Origin of the sequence: Deefgea rivuli DSM 18356 (assembly GCF_000620145.1) — a bacterium.
Taxonomy (GTDB): domain Bacteria; phylum Pseudomonadota; class Gammaproteobacteria; order Burkholderiales; family Chitinibacteraceae; genus Deefgea; species Deefgea rivuli.
Window position 1 is genome coordinate 58,805 of record NZ_JHVM01000012.1, and the last position, 22,917, is coordinate 81,721.

At 50.6% G+C, this 22,917-nt stretch carries 20 protein-coding genes and 2 pseudogenes; 13 read left to right on the forward strand and 9 right to left on the reverse strand.

What is annotated here, in order from left to right; translation table 11 throughout:
• Positions 1–31: 31 nt before the first annotated feature.
• A complete protein-coding gene (locus tag Q320_RS0105985) occupies positions 32–979 on the forward strand; it encodes a hypothetical protein (protein WP_027468251.1) in 948 nt (315 codons plus the stop codon).
• Positions 980–1,022: 43 nt separating this feature from the next.
• Here the strand turns inward: Q320_RS0105985 and Q320_RS0105990 are convergent, their stop codons facing one another.
• A complete protein-coding gene (locus Q320_RS0105990) occupies positions 1,023–1,913 on the reverse strand; it encodes a LysR family transcriptional regulator (RefSeq protein ID WP_027468252.1) in 891 nt (296 codons plus the stop codon).
• A 385-nt stretch (positions 1,914–2,298) separates the two neighbouring features.
• Here Q320_RS0105990 and Q320_RS0105995 point away from each other — a divergent pair, with 385 nt between their 5' ends.
• Together Q320_RS0105995 and Q320_RS0106000 are read left to right on the forward strand one after the other, a co-directional pair.
• Positions 2,299–3,171, forward strand: coding sequence for an MBL fold metallo-hydrolase (locus Q320_RS0105995; protein WP_027468253.1), 873 nt, complete (start codon positions 2,299–2,301; stop codon positions 3,169–3,171).
• On the forward strand, positions 3,165–3,986 hold the full coding sequence (locus Q320_RS0106000; RefSeq protein WP_245590973.1) for a DsbA family protein: 822 nt from the start codon (positions 3,165–3,167) through the stop codon (positions 3,984–3,986). Before Q320_RS0105995 ends, Q320_RS0106000 begins: the two co-directional genes overlap by 7 nt.
• Positions 3,987–4,110: 124 nt before the next feature.
• Here the strand turns inward: Q320_RS0106000 and Q320_RS21505 are convergent, their stop codons facing one another.
• Entirely contained in the window at positions 4,111–4,257 is a 147-nt protein-coding gene (locus tag Q320_RS21505; RefSeq protein WP_156938997.1) for a hypothetical protein, read from the reverse strand.
• Positions 4,258–4,591: 334 nt separating this feature from the next.
• Between Q320_RS21505 and Q320_RS20640 the strand changes: the two genes are divergently transcribed.
• The 6 genes from Q320_RS20640 (at position 4,592) to Q320_RS0106035 (ending at position 9,781) form a co-directional block, all read left to right on the forward strand.
• Entirely contained in the window at positions 4,592–5,245 is a 654-nt protein-coding gene (locus Q320_RS20640; protein WP_156938998.1) for a DUF3299 domain-containing protein, read from the forward strand.
• Positions 5,246–5,472: 227 nt separating this feature from the next.
• Complete coding sequence (locus Q320_RS0106015; RefSeq protein WP_169734437.1) at positions 5,473–5,937, forward strand: ZrgA family zinc uptake protein; 465 nt, start codon at positions 5,473–5,475, stop codon at positions 5,935–5,937.
• A 26-nt stretch (positions 5,938–5,963) separates the two neighbouring features.
• Positions 5,964–6,779: an ABC transporter ATP-binding protein gene (locus Q320_RS0106020; protein WP_211251181.1), complete on the forward strand. Its 816-nt coding sequence runs from the start codon at positions 5,964–5,966 to the stop codon at positions 6,777–6,779.
• Between the two features lie 317 nt (positions 6,780–7,096).
• Complete coding sequence (locus Q320_RS0106025) at positions 7,097–8,356, forward strand: ABC transporter permease (protein ID WP_027468257.1); 1,260 nt, start codon at positions 7,097–7,099, stop codon at positions 8,354–8,356.
• A gap of 123 nt (positions 8,357–8,479) precedes the next feature.
• A complete protein-coding gene (gene aqpZ / locus Q320_RS0106030) occupies positions 8,480–9,178 on the forward strand; it encodes an aquaporin Z (protein WP_027468258.1) in 699 nt (232 codons plus the stop codon).
• Positions 9,179–9,376: 198 nt separating this feature from the next.
• Entirely contained in the window at positions 9,377–9,781 is a 405-nt protein-coding gene (locus tag Q320_RS0106035) for a hypothetical protein (RefSeq protein ID WP_027468259.1), read from the forward strand.
• Between the two features lie 113 nt (positions 9,782–9,894).
• On the opposite strand, the pseudogene Q320_RS22215 reads toward Q320_RS0106035, so the two are convergent.
• The 7 genes and pseudogenes from Q320_RS22215 to Q320_RS0106065 form a co-directional block, all read right to left on the reverse strand.
• Positions 9,895–9,987 (reverse strand): annotated as a pseudogene (locus Q320_RS22215) (PEP-CTERM sorting domain-containing protein); the annotation flags it as partial.
• A 24-nt stretch (positions 9,988–10,011) separates the two neighbouring features.
• A pseudogene (locus tag Q320_RS21940) lies at positions 10,012–10,902 on the reverse strand (collagen-binding domain-containing protein); the annotation flags it as partial.
• 205 nt (positions 10,903–11,107) lie between these two features.
• On the reverse strand, positions 11,108–11,512 hold the full coding sequence (locus Q320_RS0106045; RefSeq protein ID WP_027468261.1) for a DUF3597 domain-containing protein: 405 nt from the start codon (positions 11,510–11,512) through the stop codon (positions 11,108–11,110).
• 196 nt (positions 11,513–11,708) lie between these two features.
• Positions 11,709–13,337, reverse strand: a complete 1,629-nt coding sequence (locus tag Q320_RS0106050; RefSeq protein WP_027468262.1) for an NAD(P)/FAD-dependent oxidoreductase — start codon at positions 13,335–13,337, stop codon at positions 11,709–11,711.
• A 699-nt stretch (positions 13,338–14,036) separates the two neighbouring features.
• Positions 14,037–15,968 carry a RecQ family ATP-dependent DNA helicase gene (locus tag Q320_RS0106055; RefSeq protein ID WP_027468263.1) on the reverse strand — a complete coding sequence of 644 codons (1,932 nt, stop codon included), beginning with the start codon at positions 15,966–15,968 and terminating at the stop codon, positions 14,037–14,039.
• Between the two features lie 376 nt (positions 15,969–16,344).
• Positions 16,345–16,995: a thiol:disulfide interchange protein DsbA/DsbL gene (locus Q320_RS0106060; RefSeq protein WP_027468264.1), complete on the reverse strand. Its 651-nt coding sequence runs from the start codon at positions 16,993–16,995 to the stop codon at positions 16,345–16,347.
• A 14-nt stretch (positions 16,996–17,009) separates the two neighbouring features.
• Positions 17,010–17,729: an SPOR domain-containing protein gene (locus Q320_RS0106065; RefSeq protein ID WP_051534517.1), complete on the reverse strand. Its 720-nt coding sequence runs from the start codon at positions 17,727–17,729 to the stop codon at positions 17,010–17,012.
• A gap of 389 nt (positions 17,730–18,118) precedes the next feature.
• On the opposite strand from Q320_RS0106065, the gene Q320_RS0106070 reads away from it, so the two are divergent.
• From Q320_RS0106070 to Q320_RS20645, 4 genes are all read left to right on the forward strand, one after another.
• On the forward strand, positions 18,119–19,189 hold the full coding sequence (locus tag Q320_RS0106070; RefSeq protein ID WP_245590974.1) for an imelysin family protein: 1,071 nt from the start codon (positions 18,119–18,121) through the stop codon (positions 19,187–19,189).
• An 85-nt stretch (positions 19,190–19,274) separates the two neighbouring features.
• Positions 19,275–20,681, forward strand: a complete 1,407-nt coding sequence (locus tag Q320_RS0106075; protein WP_027468267.1) for a di-heme oxidoreductase family protein — start codon at positions 19,275–19,277, stop codon at positions 20,679–20,681.
• Positions 20,682–20,840: 159 nt separating this feature from the next.
• Complete coding sequence (locus Q320_RS0106080; RefSeq protein WP_027468268.1) at positions 20,841–21,806, forward strand: imelysin family protein; 966 nt, start codon at positions 20,841–20,843, stop codon at positions 21,804–21,806.
• The gene (locus Q320_RS20645; RefSeq protein ID WP_051534518.1) at positions 21,806–22,882 is read left to right on the forward strand and encodes a DUF1513 domain-containing protein; all 1,077 of its coding nucleotides are present in this window, start codon (positions 21,806–21,808) and stop codon (positions 22,880–22,882) included. The genes Q320_RS0106080 and Q320_RS20645 overlap by 1 nt, the downstream gene beginning before the upstream one ends.
• Positions 22,883–22,917 lie beyond the last annotated feature (35 nt).

Here is a 22,917-nt window from a genome sequence, read left to right on the forward strand (position 1 = left end):
AAGGTATGATGCAGAAATAAATAAAAAATTTATGGCCACTATGCAAACAGTAAAATATAGCTTTTACCCAGCTCAGCCATACTGGGCGATTAATGCGGTTGATCTTTCCCTTACTTCGGAAGAGTTTTCTGCTTCAATGTCAGAAATTGTGTATTCATTTAATCAGGATGAATACACAGTAGAATTTTCACGAGATGGCTTGATCAGCATTAGCCGTGATGAAAAATATAGTACGAATCAATTGCGGCCTGAGTTTGAAGATACAATTCAGAAGTTGAAGTTAATCCTTAATTACATCAATGCATTGAATTTAATTTTTTGTTGTGAGGCGGATAGAGTGGATCAATTTAGCTACTTTCATTTGCAGATAGTAAATAATCGAGATTTGTTTGTTGATGAACTTCAGTGCGGAAAGTTATTAATTGGCTATCTACCTAAAAGTGGCGCTTCAAATTTATTTGAATGCCGTTATAAGAATATGCATTCAGTAGCGTGCCCAATAGAGTTTGATCCTAGGTTTATAATGCGAAGGATCGTTTCTAGAGATGCTTTACTTGCAGTTCAGGTGCTGTTTTCAAATGCTGTAAAGAATAAATCTACAATTATTTATCTTTCATTTCTGGCAAAATCTCTAGCGGAATATAAGAACTCGGCGCTAGATCACTCTTTGGTTTTGTCGTGGTTCGTTACTGAGTCGATTGTGAGTGATATTTATACGAATCAATTAAAAAGAAATAAGCGTGATTATGCTTGTGACAAAATAAATGAGTTGAAGAAACGCGGAAAGATCAAGCCTACTCTTTTTAATGAAGTAGAAAAAACACGAAAAAAACGAAATGATATTGCTCACGCAACCATGTCCACATGCATCAGCTCAGTCGACTCCAAAAGGTCAATTGAGAATGCGCTTGCATTGATTTTTATCCATTTCAAAATTGACCTTAGAGTTAATTTTGGCCAAAGCGTACTTGGAATGTAGTTTTTTATTTATGCCATAAGAGCCTAATTATTTTGATTTGCTTTTACCACGCCACCCCCGCAAACCGCCCCACCAAGAAATCCAGCAGCGCGCGTACCGCTGGGGAGAGGTGGCGGCGGGAGGGGTAGAGGGCGTAGATGGTCATTGCGGGGACTTGCCAATCAGGCAGTACGATTTGCAGTGCGCCGCTTTGGATGTAGGGATTGGCAAGGTAAGTCGGTTGCAGTGCGATGCCGCCGCCTGCGAGCGCCGCGTGTAGTAATACGGTGGCTTCATTGGCGCTGAAACGGCTGGTGACGCCGACTTGTGTGGCCTCATCGCCGCGCGAAAAGCGCCAAACGCTTTTACCAAAATTAGCGTAACTCAGACACCTATGCTGGGTAAGCGCGGCTGGATCTTTTGGTGCGCCGCTTGCAGCCAAATACTCGCTTGATGCGACCAGTACGGAATCGCAGCGCGCCAAAGGGCGGGCAATCAGCATCGGATCAGGTTCGCTGCTAATGCGGATCGCCAAATCAATCCGCGCCTCAACCAAATTCACCGCAGCGTCGCTGACATTGAGATCAATTTTGAGCTGCGGATGCAGCGCCAAAAAATCGCTAATCGCTGCCGCAAGATGGGCATGGCCGAAGGACATGCTGCTGGTGAGGCGCAATTGGCCGCGCAACTCGCCATCGTGACTGGCGGTTTCTTCCTCGACGTTTTCCATCAGCGCCAACATTTGCTGGCAACGCCGCAGGCAGTTCTCCCCAGCGTCGGTCAGCGTTACGCGCCGCGTCGTACGTTGCAGCAGGCGAGCGCCCAACCATTGCTCTAGCTCGGCGATATAGCGCGTCACCATCGCGCGCGACATATCGAGCTTATCCGCACTGGCGCTAAAGCTGCCGCTGTGCGCCACTTCGCTAAATACCCGCATTGCAGTGAGTCGATCCATGTTGTTGCCTATGCTCTGTGTTTATAAGTGCCTGCGGCACGGTGTTTTGGTGTCGCAATCCGCGACGGGGACTTCTTTCTTTGCGTCGCCAAAGAAAGAAGCAAAGAAAGGCGACCCGAGGCGCACCCCGCTCCGCGGTTCCCTCGCGTGGCGAAAGCCAAACGATGAAACTGTTTGTCTTTCTTCGTGCTCGGTGTGCTTGGACGGGGTTTTTAAGCCCCAGCTCAATCATCGCAGCACAGCATCAACCCCAATTCATGCAAAGGAGCTTTTTATCTATATGCTCGAATATTGCAACAATCATGCGCAGTTTAGTCTATTTATCCGTTCGTTTCATGCAACTACACTAGCGTCACTTTAATCAAACACCGAACGGAGTTACACCATGTTTCGCACTACTTTACTCGCTGCTACCCTTGCTTTGACTTTTGCTAATGCTCAAGCAGAAACCGCAGTTAAACCGCTCCAAATGAAAGTGTATAACGCCGATGGAAATAGTTTTCATGCCAATTCAACGCTGATCTACGGTGAAAAAGAAGCCATCGTCATCGATGCGGGCTTTACTCGCGCTGATGCGCTGCGAATTGGCGCAAATGTGCTCGATAGCGGAAAGCAATTGAAAACGATTTTTATCAGCCAAGCTGACCCTGATTATTACTTCGGCGTTGAAGTCTTAAAACAAATGTTCCCGAATGCTGAAGTGGTGGCTACGCCTGCAGTGTTAGCAAAAATCAGCAGCAAGCTCGACGGCAAAGTGGCATTTTGGGGGCCGAAAATGGGCGCCAATGCACCTAAAACCCCTGTTTTGCCAACGGCTTTGAAGGGCGACACCTTGATGGTGGATGGTGAGAAAATCGAGATTCGCGGTACTAAAGGCCCGTTGGCGCACCGCCCGTATGTGTGGATTCCTTCGCTCAAAACCATCGCTGGCAATATCGGCGTGTTTGGCGGTCTGCATGTGTGGACGGCGGATACGCAAAATGCAGCTGAACGCAACTTGTGGATCGCTCAACTCGATGAAATGGCGGCGCTGAAACCTGAAGTCGTCGTGCCGGGTCATATGCAAGCGGGTAGCAAACTGGATGCGAGTAATATTGCGTATACCAAGCAATATCTGCAAACGTTTGAGAAAAATGCTGCTGCGGCCAAAGACAGCGTTGAGCTGATCGCCAGCATGAAAAAAGCCTATCCGGATGCGGGTTTGGGTATGGCGCTGGATATTGGCGCGAAAGTGAATAAAGGTGAAATGAAATGGTAAAAATTGCTACTTCTGCAAAGGGTTTATGGCAAGGCGTCGAAGCCGCAGACAGTACATCAAGTACGGCAAGGCGAGACAACGCAGCAAGAAAGCCTTTGCTTAATTACTACTTTGATCCGCTTTGCGGCTGGTGCTATGCCGCTGCTCCCTTGATTCATGCGGCAGCCGAGTGCAATGAGTTGGCGATTCAATTACACGCTGGTGGCATGATGAGCGGCGATAATCGGCAAACTGTGACGCCCGCATTGCGCAACTACGTGATGCCGCATGATCAACGCATCGCTGCGTTGACTGGGCAGCCGTTTGGCGACGGCTACTTTAATGGCTTGTTGCTCGATGAAAGCGCCGTATTTGATTCAACGCCACCGACTTTGGCCATTTTAGCTGCTGCGGGTATGGATTGGAATGTCGGCGGTGATGAAGGCATCGGGCAGCGCGGATTGGCGATGCTGGCGCGGATTCAACATGCGCATTATGCCGAAGGGCAACGCATTGCCGATGGCACTGTGTTATTGAGTTTGGCGGTGGAGTTGGGTTTCGAAAGCGCGGCGTTTGCGCAAGCAATGACTGAACAAGCCGCAAAAGTCGATGCGCATTTCACTGCGACGCGAACCGCAATGAATCGCCAGCAGTTACGCGGTTTCCCATCGCTGGTGCTGGAAAATCAAGGCGTGCAGCAAGTGATTGATATCTCGCCGTACTTGGGCAAACCCGCTGAGTTTGTGCAATTTATTCGCAGCCAGCTTACGCAAGCCAGTGCGAATGCCGCAACGGAAGGCGCGGCGTTTTGTACGCCAGAGGGTTGCACGGTTTAATTTTGGGCTAAAGAGAGTCTATCCCAAGTGTATCTGGGATAGTTTTTAGAGCAAAGAATGAGTGTTGTGGTGCCTTGATTTTTAAAGCCAGCTTGGGATGCCAATGCTGGCTTTTTTATCGGCATTATTTTGCGGCGGCTTCGGCGCTATCGACTTTTAGCCAATCAAATGGCTTTTTGCCGGCCATGCGCTCGGCAAGGGGCTTTTTCTTGCTTGATTTCTTGACTTTGGAATGGGCGGTTTTTTTCTCAGCATTCTCAGGACGGGTCATGGATATTTCCTTAGAATCAAATTGGATGTCATATTCTACGCCTTACAAAATTGACTAAGTAGTTATCGATATCCGCAAGTATTTATCGATAAACTGCATGCTTTGGTGACATTGATTGTCAATGATGAGGCTTGTTTGATCGCTGGTCTTTGAACTAATCAACTTATTGCTGATCGTAATCTCTGAATGTTTCAGTAGTATTGCAAATTGCCGCAGCGCAAATTCAGTGGCCTGGTCTGATTTGGCGCGGCATGGCAATCGTCACAAAAGATATTTGAATCTGTACGGCGAAGCTCGTTACAATCAGCCACTTATTGATAGTGGGGCAGCCCTGATGATTGCACGTTTATTGAGCCTGATTGTGTTGAGTATTCTGACTTGCTCGGTGTTTGCGGCGGATGCCAAGGTGTTGAAATGGCCGGAATTACAGCCTGATGCGCCGGTATTGCGTAAAACGATTGCGAGTATGAGCCAAGAGCAAAAAAGCCGTTTGATGCGCGCGATTCAGCAGTTGGATCTCAAGCAGCAAGTCGATGGCGGCAAAGTGAAAGCCAGCAACTTAACCAGTGCTGACACGACATTACTGAAAGAAGATTTCAAAGATCTTAAACCTCTGATTGGCGAGATTGAAGCGTTTGAGAAAAAACGCGTTACAGAAATGATTCCGAGTTTGAACGGCCAAGTCGTTGAGCTAAGCGGCTATGTATTGCCACTGAAACTCAAGGGAAAAAAAGTGACTGAATTTCTGCTCGTGCCCGTGATCGGTGCGTGTATTCATGTGCCAGCGCCGCCACCGAATCAAATGATTGTTGTGCAATATCCTAATGGTTTCCCGCAGGGCGAATTATTTACGCCAGTGACGGTGACGGGCAAATTGGCGATTAAATCAAGTAAAGCCAATTTAGCGCTAGCCGATGGCGCGAGCGATGTGGAAGTGGGCTATCAAATGCTGGCGAGCGAAGTGCGGGAATATAAAGCGGCGAAATAAGTCATAAGGACTAGAGCTTAGGTTGCTCGCTTAGAGCGATTGCTATTTTAATAATGAATTGAATAGGGCTTGTTCGGATTACGTGTTGATGCCGTGCCGCGCGGCATTAGCGCGACCATGGTGAGCAGAAAATCAATGACTCTCAAGTCAGGCTCAGCATTTTATTTAGCAACACCGAATCTGATAAAAAATTAATAAGAGGTATTTTAATGAAGGCTTTATTTTTTATGGCAGCTATGTCAATACATACGCTGAGTATCGCTGCGGATCATGGTGCGCATGTACACGGTGCTGCTGAAATAGATGTCGTGGTCGATGGCAAAAAAGTGCTGATTACGTTAGAAAGCCCTGCGGATAATTTGCTGGGTTTTGAGCGCGCGCCGAAAAGCGATTATGAGAAAAACAAAGTCAAAGATGTCGCTGCGCAATTGCAATTTGCGGCCAATCTGTTTGCGCCGAATGCCGAATGCAAAAGCAGCAAGCCAGTTGTAACGATGCCAACGTTTAGCAAGGGCGAGCACAGCGATATTAGTGCTGAATACGCTTTTGAATGCAGCAATATGCCAACGCAAATCAAACTTCCGCTGTGGAAAAATTTTGCAGGTTTTAAAGGCCTAACGGTGAATTTGGTGACGGACAAAGGCCAGAAACAGCTCAAACTTAAACCCGGTCAAGTACTGGATTTGAAGTGATCGATTGACTTGAAATCGTCATACCGGTGGCGCTCTGCGTACCTAAAGGCAAGGGCGGTATCCAGCACGATGTTTATGCAGTGTTACTGGATTCCGGCCTACGCCGGAATGACGAATGCGCGTGGGGCGCTCAATTTTCTTCAAGGATGATCGTGGTGCTAATTGAGCTGGTCGATTTGCAATTCACATGGCCGCGCGCCGCGCAGCCTACTTTAGATATTCCGGCGTTTAGTTTAGCCAAGGGTGAGCGGCTGTTTTTGCATGGGGCTAGCGGCAGCGGCAAAAGTACGCTGCTGTCGATCTTGACTGGCATTCATACGCCACAACGCGGCCAAGTGACGATACTGGGGCAAAACCTAGCGGCGCTCTCAAACCCGCAGCGCGACCGATTTCGCGCCGATCATCTGGGCTATGTGTTCCAGCAATTTAATCTGCTGACGTATCTATCGGTACTCGATAACGTACTGCTATCGTGCCAGTTTTCCAAAATCCGCCGCCAACGTGCGGGCAATCCCAAGGCGCAAGCGCTGCATTTGCTGGATAGGCTTGATCTCACTTCGCATCTGCATCAACCCGTCAATTCACTGTCGGTCGGCCAGCAGCAGCGCGTCGCCTTGGCGCGGGCGCTCATCGGTGCGCCAGAAATCTTGATTGCGGATGAGCCGACTTCAGCGCTCGATGCAGATCGCCGTGCGGCGTTTATCAAATTACTCTTCGAATGCGCCGACGAGCACCAAACCGCCGTGCTCTTAGTCAGCCACGATCCGCAATTGGCGGTGCAGTTTGATCGCAGCATCAGCCTAAGCGAAATCAACCTCGCCGCCTTGGTCAATCAAGAATAAAAATCAAAACCTAGGATCACGAAAGGCACGAACGAAAGGCAAAAAAGGGCAAAAGAACCCTGCAAGCTTAGTAATTAAGCTTGATTTGGTGAGTTAGATGTAGCCACCTCAGTAAATCGTCATACCGGCGAAGGCCGGTATCCAGAGCGATAGTCAAATCAGCGTTACGCTAGATTTCGGTCCTCTTCGGAATGATGCAATGGGCTTGCTGAGAAGGCTGGCTAATCAGCTCATGTTTTAAGTTTTTTTGAATTTCAATTTTGAATTTTTTCGTGCTTTTCGTGATCCCCGCTTTTAAAGTTTTTGGATGAGTCTTGATGTTTAAAATTGCACTGAAAAGTTTGCTCAATCGCCGTTTAACGGTCGCGCTGGCGGTGTTGACGGTCGCCTTGTCGGTCTTGCTGCTGGTTGGCGTTGAGCGCCTACGGACAGAGGCAAGAAATAGCTTTGCCAATACGGTGAGCGGTACTGATTTGATCGTCGGCGCACGCACGGGCTCGGTGCAATTGCTGCTGTACAGCGTGTTTCGCGTTGGCAATGCGACCAATAATATCGGCTGGGATAGCTACCAAGCGCTGAGTAAAGATCCGCGCGTGGCGTGGACGATTCCGGTGTCGCTGGGTGATAGCCATCACGGATTTGCGGTGTTGGGTACGACGACGGATTACTTTAAACACCTACGCTTCGGCGATAATCAAGCTCTTGCTTTCAACCAAGGGCAGGCCTTTGCTAAGACGCATGACGCGGTGCTCGGCAGCAATGTCGCGCAGCGGCTAGCTTATCGACTAGGGCAGAAAATCACCTTGGCGCACGGTAGCGGTGATGGCGCTTTGACGGAGCACGCCGATCAGCCGTTTACCATTGTCGGTATTTTGGCTGCGACCGGAACGCCGATTGACGATACGGTGCATGTGAGCCTCGATGGCTTGACGGCGATTCATGAAGGTTGGGAATCGGGTAGTGCTTCGCTTTTATCCAGCAGCGGCGTGTTGGCCGCCGATGAAAACCGCGCTGTGCCGCCACCCGCAACGATTACGGCGTTTTATGTTGGTCTTAAATCGCGCACGTCGATATTCAGTTTTCAGCGCGCAACAAATCAATTCAAAGGCGAAACGCTGATGGCGATTATGCCCGGCGTGGCGCTGTCGGAATTGTGGGCGCTGATGAAAATTGCCGAGCAAGCGCTGTTGGTTGTGTCGGCTTTTGTCATGGTGATTGGGCTGCTCGGCATGTTGACGGCCTTGCTCACAGGATTAAATGAACGTCGCCGCGAAATGGCGATCTTGCGCTCTGTCGGCGCACGCGCTTGGCAGATTTTCGTGCTGGTTATGGGTGAAACGCTGCTCTTAGTGAGTATTGGCATTGCATCGGGTATTGCTCTGCTGTACTTACTTATCATGGTTTGCAGGCCAATACTGCGTGAAATGTATAGTTTTAATTTGACAATCAATGCGCCAACGGCAGTGGAGTGGGCGCTGATTGTTGCGACTTTGCTGGCAGGTGCTTTGATCGGCATTGTGCCGGCTTGGCGGGCGTATCGAATGTCGCTCAGCGATGGATTAAGTCAACAGCAGTAATGCATGTCATTGTGGCTTGGGGCTGCTGGATTCGGTCTGCCTACCTTAGCTACAATTCATATTCTTACAATAGATCTGTGATTATAATGTGGGCTCTTTTGCAAATAGCTTTGGGATTACGTCATGTATTCATTGAATAGTCGTTTGATGGCCGAGTTTATTGGTACGTTCTGGTTGGTGCTCGGGGGTTGCGGTAGCGCGGTTTTGGCTGCGGCTTTCCCTGAGCTAGGAATTGGTTTTGTAGGTGTGTCATTGGCGTTTGGTTTGACCGTGTTGACGATGGCGTACGCGATTGGTCATATTTCGGGTTGCCATTTGAATCCTGCGGTTTCATTGGGTTTATTGGTTGGCGGACGTTTTGCAGCTAAAGATTTTCTACCGTATGTGGGCGCACAAGTCTTGGGTGGTATTGCAGGTGCGGCGGTGTTGTATGCGATTGCCAGCGGTAAAGCGGGTTTCGTTGCTGGTGGTTTTGCGAGCAACGGTTTTGACGCATTGTCTCCTGGCGGCTACTCGATGACTGCGGTGCTAATCTGCGAAATCGTCATGACCTTTATGTTCCTAATCATCATCTTGGGCGCAACCGATAAGCGTGCTCCAGCCGGTTTTGCGCCGATTGCGATTGGTTTTGGCTTAACCTTGATTCACTTGATCTCGATTCCTGTGAGCAACACCTCAGTGAATCCAGCGCGCTCGTTGGCTGCTGCGGTATTTGCGCAAACTGGCGCATTGAGCCAAGTTTGGTTGTTCTGGGTTGCCCCATTGATTGGCGCGGCTTTGGCCGGTGTGGTTTATAAAATCATGGCTTGCGAAAAGAAATAATTCTTACGTTTTGACCCTAGCAAAAGCCCCACAGTCGTGGGGCTTTTGCTTTTTGTTAAATCCTTTAGCAAAAGTTTTTTTGCATCATTGTTTTGTTGCGCTGAGTAAGTCTTCTGTCTTATACCCTTGCCGTCAAACTTTTGCAGATGGATTTAGGTCGCGCGTGCTATTGTTCGCCACCTTTTTTGCACGTATAAAATGATGAAAAATGCCGTTCACCCCGCGCCAAGCAATCAGGACGCCGATATGACCCCCGCCGAAGAACTCCGCCAGCAAATCGCTGATATTGAAGCGGCAAAAAGCGCGCTGGATCAGCGCACGACACAATTTATTGTGATGATCGGTGAGGCGGCTTTGCAGTTTGTCATGGAAGGCCGTAAAGCAAAGCAGGCGACGACAGTACCTGCGCAATGGGCGACGCGCTTTGCGGAAGAAGATGCGCAAATGATTGCGCGGGCGATCAAAAATGCCAAAGGCGAGATCGCGCATATCGTACCGCTGGCGGCGGCTTTGAATATCGAATTGACGAAGAAAAACACGGCTTTGCTGCGTTTAGAGCAAGCGATTAGCGTGATTCAGTGGATGCCAAAGAGTCGTTCGTGATGGAGCGCCGCGCAGGATTGAGTACCCACTTTCGCGCCATTTGATGTAATCAAAATAGCCACAGCCCACTTGAAATAGAGGTGTTTCAAGTGGGCTGTGGCTGTGCTGCGTAATTAAGCGCGGCGTTGACGGCGGCGTGTAGCCAATAGTCCGATCAAGCCGATGCCCATCAAAGCGTAGGTTTCTGGCTCAGGTACTGGTGCCACAGTCGTCAAATTGCCTTTGAAGGGCTCGTAGCCGAGTTCTAAATTGCTATTGAGCGAGTTGGCAACCAAGGTGCCTTCGACGTGCGCATTGCCAAATACGCTGGCTTTTGGCGCCAAAATGCTACCGAAAACTTCAGTGCCGACGGTGAGTTGGCTGGCATTAGCAAAATTAAACAAAATACGGTCGCGGAAGGTATTAAATTGCCCGTCTTGACCGCCTGAGATCACCACATCGCTAAAGCTAGCTGCGCCCGTGCCGGTGTAATTAATAATCACCGTGGCATCTTTATGGATATTGCTCAGCGTTAGATTTTTTAATTGATTGTTACTGAAATTAAAAATTTGCGCAGTGGCGGTATTGTCGCCTTTTAAAGTCCAGCCGCCGTTTTCAGCAATCAATGTACCGTTGGCAGCGCTTTGGCTGAGTTGATTCGACAAGGCGGTGAGGTCTTGTTGGGCTTGGTTAAAGTCGACATAGCTAGCGACATTGCCTTGGCGCAAATCAGCCCAGCCAGCTTGGCCTACCGTGCCGCCATAAACGCCAAAGCCTGTTTTCCATTGATAACTGGCCGCAGCGGCTGGGCCTTTTGTGGCATTGGTATCGGTGCTGGCGCTGGTTGAGCCATTGAAAATATCAATTTTGGCGCTGACAATATTGCCGCCGACGACTAACGATGGCGTGCTGTTATTTGCATCAAAATTGCCGCGAAAGCCGATTGATTTCAGGCTATTGGCATTTAAATTACCACCAACTGCCAAGCGGCCTTCAACGTCATTGCCGCCATTTACATCGCCAAAAAAGAAACCGCTGTACTGATTGGCAACGCCCAAATCAATGACGGCCGCTTGTGCGTAGCCGGTGAAGGCGAGTGCCAGTGCTGCTGCTAAATGTGAAACGCGCATTGTGTAATCCATCTTTGAATAGTTATTAAAAATTGTCTTTCATTCCGATGGCATTTTAAGGTTGAGGGCGGGGATGTACAATCAAAACTGACGTATTTAAATGTCAACAATTGTCAGCTCAGTTTTGCGATGCATCGTCATTGTTTGCCGTTCTGGCTTGAGTAAAAACAGCAAAACCCGCCAAAGCGGGTTTTGCTATTTTGAAGCGCTGTAAAACTTAATGCTGCAATTCAGCTGGCACTTTGCCGCCGTGCTGCGCGAGTTCAGTCATTACTTGTTTGTGCAGCCACAAATTCATATCGGCGCTGCCATTCAGCTCGCCTGCATAGCCTAGCTCTTCTGCCAATTCTTTGCGATTGGCGAGACTCGAATCGAGTTTCAGCACTTTCATCAAATCAACAATCGACGTATCCCAATTAAGGTCTTCGTCGTGCTGCGCCGCCATTTGGCCAACGACAGCAATGACGTCGATTTCGATCATTGGTGCAGCTTCAGGCGCTGATGTCGGTGCCGCTTCAACCGCCGCTGCTGCGATTTCGACTGGCGCAGCCGGTGCCGCTGCCACTGCCACTTCTTCTTTATGCCCAAAAATCGCGTTTTTAATACTCGAAAAAATGCTCATAGCTTGAATCCTTGTGGAGGGGATGATGGGTGCTGCAAGCGATGAGCATAGGCTGGGATTGTTGCAGTTTGATGCTGGAGTCAATTTGCATGCTGGCACGGCAGGCGTTGGATTCGCGATAAAAAAGCGGCAGCTTGATCGCTGCCGCCGTATTGCCGTGCGTGGTTTGATTCTTATACTCTACAAGGCAATACCTCTACTTCAGGATATCCAGCGCCAAAGCTTCCGCTACTTTAATCCCGTCCACACCCGCCGATAAAATTCCACCCGCGTAACCGGCGCCTTCGCCAGCTGGATACAGGCCGCGTACGTTTAGCGATTGGCAATCGTCACCGCGCGTGATGCGCAGTGGCGAGCTGGTTCGGGTTTCCACGCCAGTCAGCACTGCATCGTGCATATCGTAGCCACGGATTTTTTTACCGAATTCGGGCAGTGCTTCGCGCATTGCGGTGATCGCGTAATCGGGTAGCGCGCTGGCCAGATCAGTCCAGTTCACACCGGGTTTATACGATGGCTCGACCGAGCCAACGTCTTTGGACCCACGGGCGGCGAGAAAATCGCCGACCAATTGCGCTGGCGCGTTGTAGTTTTCGCCGCCGAGTACGTAAGCGTGGCTTTCAAGCTGGCGTTGAAATTCAATCCCCGCCATCGCGCCGCCGGGATAGTCGCTCGGATTGATGCTGACGACCATGCCGGAGTTGGCGTTGCGCTCGTTGCGCGAATACTGGCTCATGCCGTTGGTGACAACGCGGCCAACCTCGGACGTGGCAGCAACCACCGTGCCGCCCGGGCACATACAGAAGCTATATACGGCGCGGCCATTGGCGGCGTGATGTACCAGTTTATAGTCCGCTGCGCCGAGTAAGGGATGACCAGCGAATTTGCCCCAACGCGCGGCGTCGATCAAGGATTGCGGATGCTCGATACGGAAACCGACGGCAAACGGTTTGGCTTCCATAAACACGCCGCGTTCATGCATCATTTCAAAGCTATCGCGCGCGCTGTGACCGAGCGCAATAACGACGTGCTCGCTGAGCAACTCACTGCTGCTGCCGTCAACTAAATCGGTAACGCGAACGCCACGAACTTGTTTGTTCCCATCGGGAGTATTTTCCAAAATCAAATCGTCAACGCGTTGCTGGAAGCGAATTTCGCCACCGAGCGCTTCAATATCGGCACGCATTTTTTCGACCATGCCGACCAGTTTAAACGTACCGATATGCGGCTTGGCAACGTAGAGAATCTCATCCGGCGCACCGGCTTTCACAAATTCATTCAGCACTTTGCGGCCGAGATGACGCGGATCTTTGATCTGGCTGTAGAGCTTACCGTCGGAAAACGTGCCTGCGCCGCCTTCACCAAATTGCACATTCGATTCGGGATGCAGCGTGCTTTTGCGCCATAAATCCCAAGTGTCTTTAGTGCGCTCACGTACTTTTTTACCACGTTCGAGCACAATCGGCTTAAAGCCCATTTGCGCCAGCAAGAGCGCGGCAAAGATGCCACAGGGGCCAAAACCGACGACGATGGGGCGCAAATTGATTTGCGCAGGCGCTTGGCCGACAAAGTGATAGCTGGTGTCGGGGCTCACCATGACATGCGTATCGGCTTTGAATTGCGCGAGTAATTTTTTCTCTAAGCCGCCAACATCCAGATCGATGATGTAGGCCAACATCATCTGCCCTTTGCGCGCATCGTAGCTGCGTTTGAATACGGTGTAGCTCGCGATGGCCGTCTCGGTGATGCCTAAATAAGCAGCAATGGCGGTTTTAAGATGCTCGTCGCTATGGTCGAGCGGGAGTTTGAGTTCGGTAATACGAAGCATGGTTCTTTCCTTCAAGGTTGAGGTTTATTCAACAGGGTATTGCTATGCAGCTATTTATTTGTAATGGCTACATTGATATACGTTGATATCTATTGAGTTTTAAGTGCCTACGGCACGGTGTTTTACAGTCGCAATCCGCGACGGGGACTTCTTTCTTTGCGTCGCCAAAGAAAGAAGCAAAGAAAGGCGACCCGAGGCGCACATCGGTCCCCGATACCCTCGCGTGGCGAAAGCCAAACGATGAGGCTGTTTGTCTTTCTTCGTGCTCGGTGTGCTTGGACGGGGATTTAAGCCCCAGATCGACCATTGCGGCACGGCATCAACATCAAATCTGAACATCGCTTTCATTAACTACTAAGTCAAAAGCTAGAGTCCACGAAAAATACGAAAAAGCTGTTTGGTTTCTCACTATGTTTTTGAGTCTCGCCTCGCTTTAATTAGTACTGTGCAGGTGGCATTGGGGCTTCCCCCGTTAAAGCGGACACCGCGAGAGGAGAGAGACAAACGGGTTTTTGTTTGGCTCACGACGAGCAAGGGAACGGCGGAGCCGGGTTCGCCTCGGGTCGCCTTTCTTTGCTTACTTTCTTTGGCGAAGCAAAGAAAGTGAGTCCCCGTCGCGGATTGCGACTGTAAAACACCGTGCCGCAGGCACTTAAAATCATTCGCTTCGATGCCAACGCTGCAAATTAATTCCGGCGCCTATTGTACCGCAAACGCCTCAGACAGCCATGCCCGTACCTCGGCAAATGGGTGAGCGGATAGCTGGCCGAATTGCGGCATTTTGCTGGCTTTGACGCGGCTCAATACGGGGAGCGTGATGCCGCAGAGAAAGCAGCTCAGCACATGCACGCTGGCGTTGGGGGCTTTACCTCGTAGCTCGGCGGTGAGCTCAAACGCGCTGTAATTCGATATTGGCGCGAGTGAATCTGCGGCGGGTAGTTGCGCGGGTTTGCCACGGCAGACCAAACAATGCCCACACTGCGTCGGTGCTTGTGTGTCGCCAAAATGCGCGGCCAGCGTGTGGCTGAGGCACGTCGTCGTTTCAAATAGCGCCAGCATTTGATTTAAGCGCTGCAATTCGCTGTGCTCTTTTTGCGCAAATTGTGCGTGGAGCTGGGCTGCCAGTGTCGCGGAATCAAACTGCGTATTCAGCACGCGATACACCTCAGTCATTTGTTTGACCTCCAGTCGCAGCCAGCCTTTTTCGTCCATGTATTCCAGCGCAGTAACGGCGCGGGCGCGTTGCTCGGGGAATTCGTGTTGAAAACTGGCGAAATCAAATTGATACCAGCTGCGGCCGAATTTTGCATTGCGAAAAATCCCGCGCACGAAGTCTTGCCGCTCGTCTTTAAAGTGGCCGAGCAGCTCATCCAGCTCGATATTCAGCGCAAAACGATAATCGCTGTAATAGCTATACAACGGCTCGATCAGGCCTTGGATTTCCAAATACACCAGCAGCGTTTTGAGCGGTAGTTGGCGAATATTGCTCTGCGCCGACACATCATAAATCGTCATTTCCCATTCGGAATTTTGGGTCTCAGACTGAATTCGCGTTAGCACTTGCGCAATGGCGGCAAGTTCGGGCGTATCGCCGTAAACAAAATTTTCCAGCACCGCCAAGCCTTCGCGATTGCCCAGCAAAGTACACAAAGATTGCTCGCCATCGCGGCCGGCGCGGCCGATTTCTTGGCTGTAATTTTCAATCGATTTGGGCAGATCGTAATGAATCACTTGGCGAATATTGCTTTTATCAATGCCCATGCCAAAGGCAATCGTCGCAACAATAATCAGGCTGCGGCCGTGCATAAAATCATCTTGAATCTGCTGGCGGCGCTCGTTTTCAATCCCGGCGTGGTAGGCCGTGGCGTTGAGCCCTGCGGCTTGCAAGGCGTTCGCGACGCGCTCGGCGGTGTCTTGCTGCGTGACGTAAACGACGCACGGCGCATCGGGCGTGCGTTGCAGTAATTTAAGCAGCGCGGCGTGTTTATCTTGAGTCGCGACAGGGCGAATGTGCAAATGTAAATTAGAGCGATAAAAACCCGTCACGGTGATGTGCTCGGGCGCAATCGCGAATTTGGCTGCCATATCGGCGACGACAGTCGGAGTGGCGGTTGCGGTGAGTAGTAACGCTTGCGGAATATTGAGCTGCGCTTTGGCTTGCGGCAATTTCAAATAATCGGGGCGAAAATTATGCCCCCATTCAGAAATACAATGCGCTTCATCGACGACCAGTAAAGAGACCGGCACTTGCGCGATAAAGCGCCGAAAACGCTCGTTTTTCAGCCGCTCGACTGAAATCATCAAGATTTTGAGTTCGCCATTTTTTGCCCGCGCCATCACGTCTTGCGCTTCGTCGCGGCTCTGGCTGGAATCGATCGCAGCGGCGGCAATACCTTTTTTCGCCAGAAAATCGAGCTGGTCGCGCATTAGCGCCAATAACGGTGAAATCACCAAAGTCAGATGCGGCAATTGCAGCGCGGCGAGCTGATAACACAGTGATTTGCCCGATCCCGTTGGAAAAATCGCCATCGCCGAATGCCCGCCGACCAGCGCCTCAACCACCTCACGCTGCCCACCACGAAACTCATTAAAACCGAAATACTGCTGCAGTTGGGCGTTGAGATTGGGCATGGGCGGCGTCCTAGGTTAATTTTTAGGTGATGTTCAGATGGCGTACTGAGGTTTGGATTTGCGCTTTTGTCCCCTCTCCCTTGACGGGAGAGGGCTAGGGTGAGGGTGATCTTACTGAGTGCATTTATAGGCTCAACACCCCCATCCCAGCCTTCCCCCGTCAAGGGGGAAGGGGCTACAGCAGTTCCAATCAAGCGGATGTGATCTACTCAATATGCCCCATCTTTTTAACGTATCGACACCAAGTTTGAATAAACCCAGTTTTGATGGGTATTTCTCTCTAGCCATTGTTAAATAAGATCTACATCAATATACATCGCGCAACAAAAAGCGCCATGATGTATTCACATCATGGCGCTGATATATTTGCGGCGAATTATTTCTTTTTCGCTGGCGCTGCTTGGCGGCCTTTAGCGATTAGCTCGTCCAGCATTTTAGTCAGAGTGGCATCCTCTGCACCGACCATAGATGGGCTAGTGACCCATTTGCCGTTAACAATAAACATCGGTACGCCATCGACTTGATAATCACGCGTCATCGTCGCGAGGTTTTTCAGCTGCACATTGGTCGAAAAACCATTGTAGTTGGCTTTAAATTTCGCGACGTCGATGCCTTGTTTTTTAACCCAATCCAGCAATTTGGCTTCATCACGCAGCTCGATGCGGTCTGTTTGGATCGCTTTCATCACGGCTTTTTGATGCTTGCCATCCAAGCCCATTGCTTGCAAAGCGAGGAAAATCTTCGCGTGGCCTTCCATATCATTGCGGCCATCCCACATCACATGCACACGGCGGAAATTCACGTCTTTTGGCAATTTTGCTGCCCAGCTTTCTACATACGGTTCAACCGAGAAGCAATGCGGGCAGCCATACCAGAAAAATTCGATCACTTCTTGTTTGCCAGCAACGGCAACCGGCATGGGTTTAGAAAGTGCTTTGAAGTCTTTGCCTTCGGTAAAGGCAAACGCTGCCGATGTGCTCAGTAATGAGGCGGCCAAGACGACGGTTTTAATCCATTTTTTTAACATCATTGATCCTTGAATTAATTGGCTTTAACGACAGCACTGTCGATGCCATTGGTTTTGAGTTGTCCACGTACTTTATCGATATCGGCAGCAGAATTAAATGGGCCAACGCGAACACGATGCCAAATTCCTTTGTCCGGTACATCCGAAGTGAGGATTTTGGATTCAATGCCCAGCAAGGCCAATTTTGCTTTTAGATTATCAGCATCGCCTTCTTCTTTAAACGCGCCCACTTGCAACCATGCGGGTGTCATTGCTTTGGGCTCTGCACTGCTGGTTGGTTTGGGCGCAGAAGCTTTCACTGCCGACGCTTTGGGGGCGACAGGTTTGGCATCAACGGGTTTAGTCTCGGCTGCGGGCTTATCGTTCAATTCGGGCAGCACTTTATAAAAATCAAAGCGCTCTTCGCTGGCATTGGCTGCTGCAGGTTTACTCGCAGCAGCGCTGGCCGCAGCAGTTGACGTGACTTGATTGGGCAATTCTTTACCATTGCCAGGATGCAAGACTTCAGGCGGCGCAACGGCAGTTTCAGGTGCAGAGCCAATGGCATCAGGTGGCGTGGTTTTATCCATTTTAAATGGATTACCACTGCGGTTTAAAAATAGCGCCACGACCACGGCAATGGCGATACCGACAAACAAGCCCAGCAAAAGACCCGTAATCAGCGAGCTACCGCCGTGTTTCTTTGTACTACTGGAATTTGAACTCGCGCTGCGATTAGTGCGGCTGGATTTCATGTCACGACTCATGGCTTACTTTATCTCCGGCGGATGACGCCTTTTGCTCGTGCCGCAGTGCTTGGTGTGCGTACAGCGCGATTAAATCAATCTGAATCATAGGATTCTACCGTGCTTTGGGTGATGAGGCAGCGCATTATCTACAACAAATGGGATTGTGCTGGCCATGCAGCAGAAAAACGACAAGGCACTGCCGATTGACTGAGCGCTTTGCTAAAAATGGGGCAGTGCGAAATGAAGGGGCTTGAATCAGAGAAATTTCTATTCATTTTGAAACTGTATTATAGTGCGAATCATTCTTAATTACATTGGTGTGAATGATGTTGCTGATTCGAAGCTTTTTGATTTCATTGTTTTTACTATGTTCACATTTTGTTGCCGCAGCGGAAGTGAGCCAGAAAGCCGTGCTAGAGCAATACTCGGTAATCGTTTTGGCAAATTATCAAGACAGTCTTGCTAGCGCGCGCGATTTGCAAACTAAAGTGAATGCCTTTGCGGCACAGCCGAGTAGCGAAAGCCTGAAAGCAGCGCAGGCGGCATGGTTAGAAGCACGTGAATGGTACGGCCAAACTGAAGCTTTCCGTTTTTATGGCGGCCCGATTGATTCTGAAACTGGCCCCGAAGGTTTTATCAATGCGTGGCCTTTAGATGAAGCGTATATCGATGGTGTGAAAGGCAAGCCTAAGTCAGGCATTATTAATAGCAAAACGCCAATTACCGAGGCCAAATTACGCAGCTTGAACGAGCGCGGTGGTGAGGAAAATATTGCGACCGGCTGGCACGCGATTGAGTTTTTGCTTTGGGGACAAGATTTTTATAAAGATGGCCCCGGTCAACGTGCCTACACCGATTACACCACAGCGCCCAATGCCGAGCGTCGTAAGCAATATTTGAAATTAGTCACCGATATGTTGGTGGCGGATTTGGCCAGTGTTGAAAAACAATGGCAAGCGGGTGCGAAAAACTATCGTTCGCAGTTTGAAAACAGTGGTGATGATGGCATCAAAAAAATGCTGACTGGCTTGGGTTCTTTAAGCCGTGGCGAATTGGCGGGTGAGCGCACCGAAGTCGCGCTGGATACGCAAAACCAAGAAGACGAGCACTCTTGCTTTTCGGATAACACGCATCGCGATTTGCTGAACAACGCCAAAGGCATTCAAAATGTGTGGGAAGCGCGTTTCGTGCGTCGTTCGGGTGAAGTGGTCGAAGGCGCGAGTTTGAAAGCCTTAGTAGCGCAGAAAAATCCAGCCGTTGCCGAAGCGGTAAGCCGTGATATCGCGCAAACGGTGAAATTGGCTGAAGCAGTACAAGCGCCGTTTGATCGTGAAATTGTCGGTAAAAAAGACGCGCCAGGCCGTAAACGTCTGCAAGCTTTTGTGGAATCATTGAAAGCGCAGTCAAAAAGCTTGGTCGAAGCCGCTAAAGTATTGGGCATCAAACGCCTGAATACTGGCGGTTAAATTCTAAGCAGTTGCTGCCGTTTGCCGTAGTGCAATAAAAACCTCAGCCCACGGGCTGGGGTTTTGTCTTTGATGGAATTTATTGATGACGTCGAAATTTAAATTATTAGCGCTTACTGGTCTATTGACGACAGGCATGTTGGCGTATGCGGGTACGGCGGTGTTGGCGCTGTACGAGCCGAGTGAAGCTTTGCCTGCGGGTGAAGTTGGCACCATTGATGACCATGGCAAGAACGCGTTTTCTCTGCCGTATCCAGGGCTGACTGATCAGCAGAAAACCGATTTTGTCGTAGGGAATTCATTTTTTAAAAAGGCCTGGGTTGAAGCACCCTCATCGACCAAGGCGCGTGATGGCCTAGGCCCCCACTTTATTGCGCAATCTTGTGCTGCCTGCCATTCCTTGGATGGCCGTGGCGCGCCGCCGGATTTTGCTAATGGAGTTCAGCAGGAGCAGCCGATGGCGCTGCTGATGCGTTTGTCGATTCCAGGGCAACCGGAACCGAAGCCCGATCCCGTCTACGGTGGGCAGTTTAATAATCGCAGTATTCCCGGTATTAAACCTGAAGGCCAAGTGGCGATTCGCTATGAAGAAATCGCCGGTCAATTTGCCGATGGTACGCCGTATAGTTTGCAAAAACCGACTTACCAGCTCACGCAATTGAATTACGGCCCTCTGCATAAAAACATTATGATCTCCCCCCGTATTGCCCCGCAGATGATAGGTTTAGGGCTGCTTGAGGCAATACCTGAGGCGAGTATTCTGGCCAATGCGGCACGTCAGCGGCAAGAAGGAAAGGGGATTGCGGGCGAGCCTAATTATGTGCTCGATCCATTTGTGGGCAAAGAAATGCTGGGGCGTTTTGGCTGGAAAGCCAATGTCGCTAGTATTGCGCAGCAAACGGCGGGCGCTTTTATTGGCGATATTGGCATTACATCGCGAATTCATCCGCATGAAGAATGCACGCTCAAGCAAAAAGACTGCCTGCAATCGCCATCGGGCGGTAAGCCAGAAATTAGCGATAAAACGCTGAATCAAGTCATTTTGTATTCGCGCACTTTGGCCGTGCCATCGCGCCGTGATGCCGATGCCAGCGATGTATTGCGTGGCAAGCAGATTTTTAGCGATGCCAACTGCGTGAGCTGCCATACGCCGAGCTATAAAACCGGCGAATTCGCGGCGATTCCGCAGCTTGCCAATCAGACGATTTACCCGTACACCGACTTGCTCTTGCACGATATGGGCGAGGGATTGGCCGATAACCGACCTGATGGGCGCGCCAATGGCAAGCAATGGAAAACGCCGCCATTGTGGGGTTTGGGTTTGATTAAAACAGTGAATGGCCACACTAATTATCTACACGATGGTCGTGCGCGCAATATGCTGGAAGCCGTGTTGTGGCATGGCGGCGAGGCCGAGGCCAGCAAGCAAGCTGTGCTGAAATTGAGCGCTGATGATAGAGAGCATCTGCTGAAATTCCTCAATTCCTTGTAATAAATAGTCCTGATTATGACTCTTGTTCAGAAAAGGTAAAAAATCGGGTTTTGTGGGAGCGACCTTGGTCGCGAAAGGGCGCTGAATCAAGGGTGCATTCGCGGGCAAGCCCGCTCCCACGGATTTTTATATAAGTAGCGGCATAAAAAAGGAATAAATATGCGTTGGATTGTTTTACTACTTGCTGCGGGTTTAGCGCAGGCGGAAACAACGGTTCCCGATGCGGCGTGGTCGCAAGCGTGGTTGGATCAAGCCTATTTGCCACGGCATGCTGCGCTAACGCAGTCGGCAGATGCTTTGGTTGCGGCAACAAAGGCATTTTGCGCGCAGCCGAGTGTGCAGGGCTTGGAACAGACACGACAAAAATGGTTGCTAGCGAGTCAAGCATGGCGCTCGATGGATGGCGCACCAGCAGGGCCTATGGTGCTAGAGCGCATGGGGCGAAAAATCGATTTTCGGCCGACTCGACCGGATGATATTGAAGCGGCGATGAATGCGCCTGACGCAAGCAATGCCGCGACGCGTGGCCTGCCTGCGATGGAATATCTGCTGTGGGGCAATGCGCAGCCCAAATTGCAATTGGCCAAACTCAAGCAGCCCGAGCGCTGTGCGTATCTGAGCCAAATCGCCACACAAGTGGCGAGCAATACGCATTTGCTCGATCAACCTTGGTCTGTTTACCGCACTGAGTTGGCGGCAGAGAATCCCTTCTTCCGCGAAAATCTGCTGTCGGAACATATCAATTTATTGTTGGCGAGCATGACCAGCTTGAGCAAACGAATGCCAACGGCGGATGGCGTCAAGCCAGAGCAATTTGTTGAATGGCGCAGCGGCAGCAGCCATGCGCAATTTATGGCGCAATTGGGCGGTATGAGTTTGGCGCTGCAAGCGGTATTGCAACGCTTGCGTGACGATGGGGCTGAGCCGATTGCAAAACAAGTTCAGGCTGATTTAGCGAAAGTGCAGCAAAACTGCCAAAGCTTGCCAGCGAATTTGGCGCAAAGCAGTGTCGCAGCGCGGATGTCGTGCAGTAAATCCTTGGCGACTTTAAAGGCGAATATTGAAAGTAAAGTCGGTGAGCAATTTGATTTGACCTTGGGCTTTACCGAAGGCGATGGCGATTGATGCTGCCACGTAGGCAATTTTTATTGCAGCTGGCGGCCTTAGCTCTGCCCTTACCGGCTTGGGCTGCGAGCGGTGAGGGTGGGCGGGTTTTGCTCAGCGCCAGTTGGGATGCCGACGCTTCGGGTGCGCCGCAAGGCTTTTTGCGCCCCACCGATGCCAGTATCGCACCGCCGATTGCTTTGCCGGGGCGTGGGCATAGTATTTTGCCATTATCAAACGGCCAAGCGATTATCGTCAGTCGGCGCTTAGGTTCGTGGTTGGCGAAAATCGATTGGCGGCAAGGTAAAGTGCTACAAATGGTCGAAGCTGAATTTGATCGGCAATTTTTCGGTCACGCGCTATTGACCCCTGATGGCAAAACGCTGATCACCACTGAAAACGATGGCGAAACCGGGCAAGGTATTTTGGGTTTGTATTCAGCGACAACACTAAAAAGGCTGGGCGAAATACCTAGCCATGGTATTGGCCCGCATGAATTGCTGTGGTTGGCTGACGGTAAGATACTGGCAGTGGCGAATGGTGGCGTTTTGACTTTACCCGAAACTGGGCGGCGAAAACTCAATGCCGGAGCGATTCAATCGGTACTGTCTTTGATCGCTTGGCCTTCGGGACAATTACTGAATGAATATCGCTTGGACGATGCCAGTTTGAGCATGCGGCATTTGGCGCGCAGCAGTGACGGTGCGCTGGGCATTGCTTTGCAGGCTGAATATCTGGATGCCAGTGCGAATCAAGATGCGCCGCTCTTGGCGATTTTTCGCGATGGCCAATTGAAACTGGCCGCAACGCAAGCAGGTTTACGCGGCTATGGCGCGAGCATTGCTACGGTGGGTAATCAGTTTTTGGTCACCGCATTGCAAGGTAATGCGCTGGCGCGTTGGACTAGCGAAGGTGACGCTTTGCCTGCATTGCCGTTTGAGCGCGCCGCTGGCATTGCCAGTGATGGTCAACAAGCATGGGTCAGTAGTGAAACTGGTGCGTTGGCGCATTTTGACCCTAAAAGCGCAAACCTCACGCCATTGCCACACGTTGCAGCGCACCGTTGGGATAATCATCTGGTGATCGCGCAAGGCTAAGCGCGCCGCTACGGGTACAATACGCGGACTCGTGC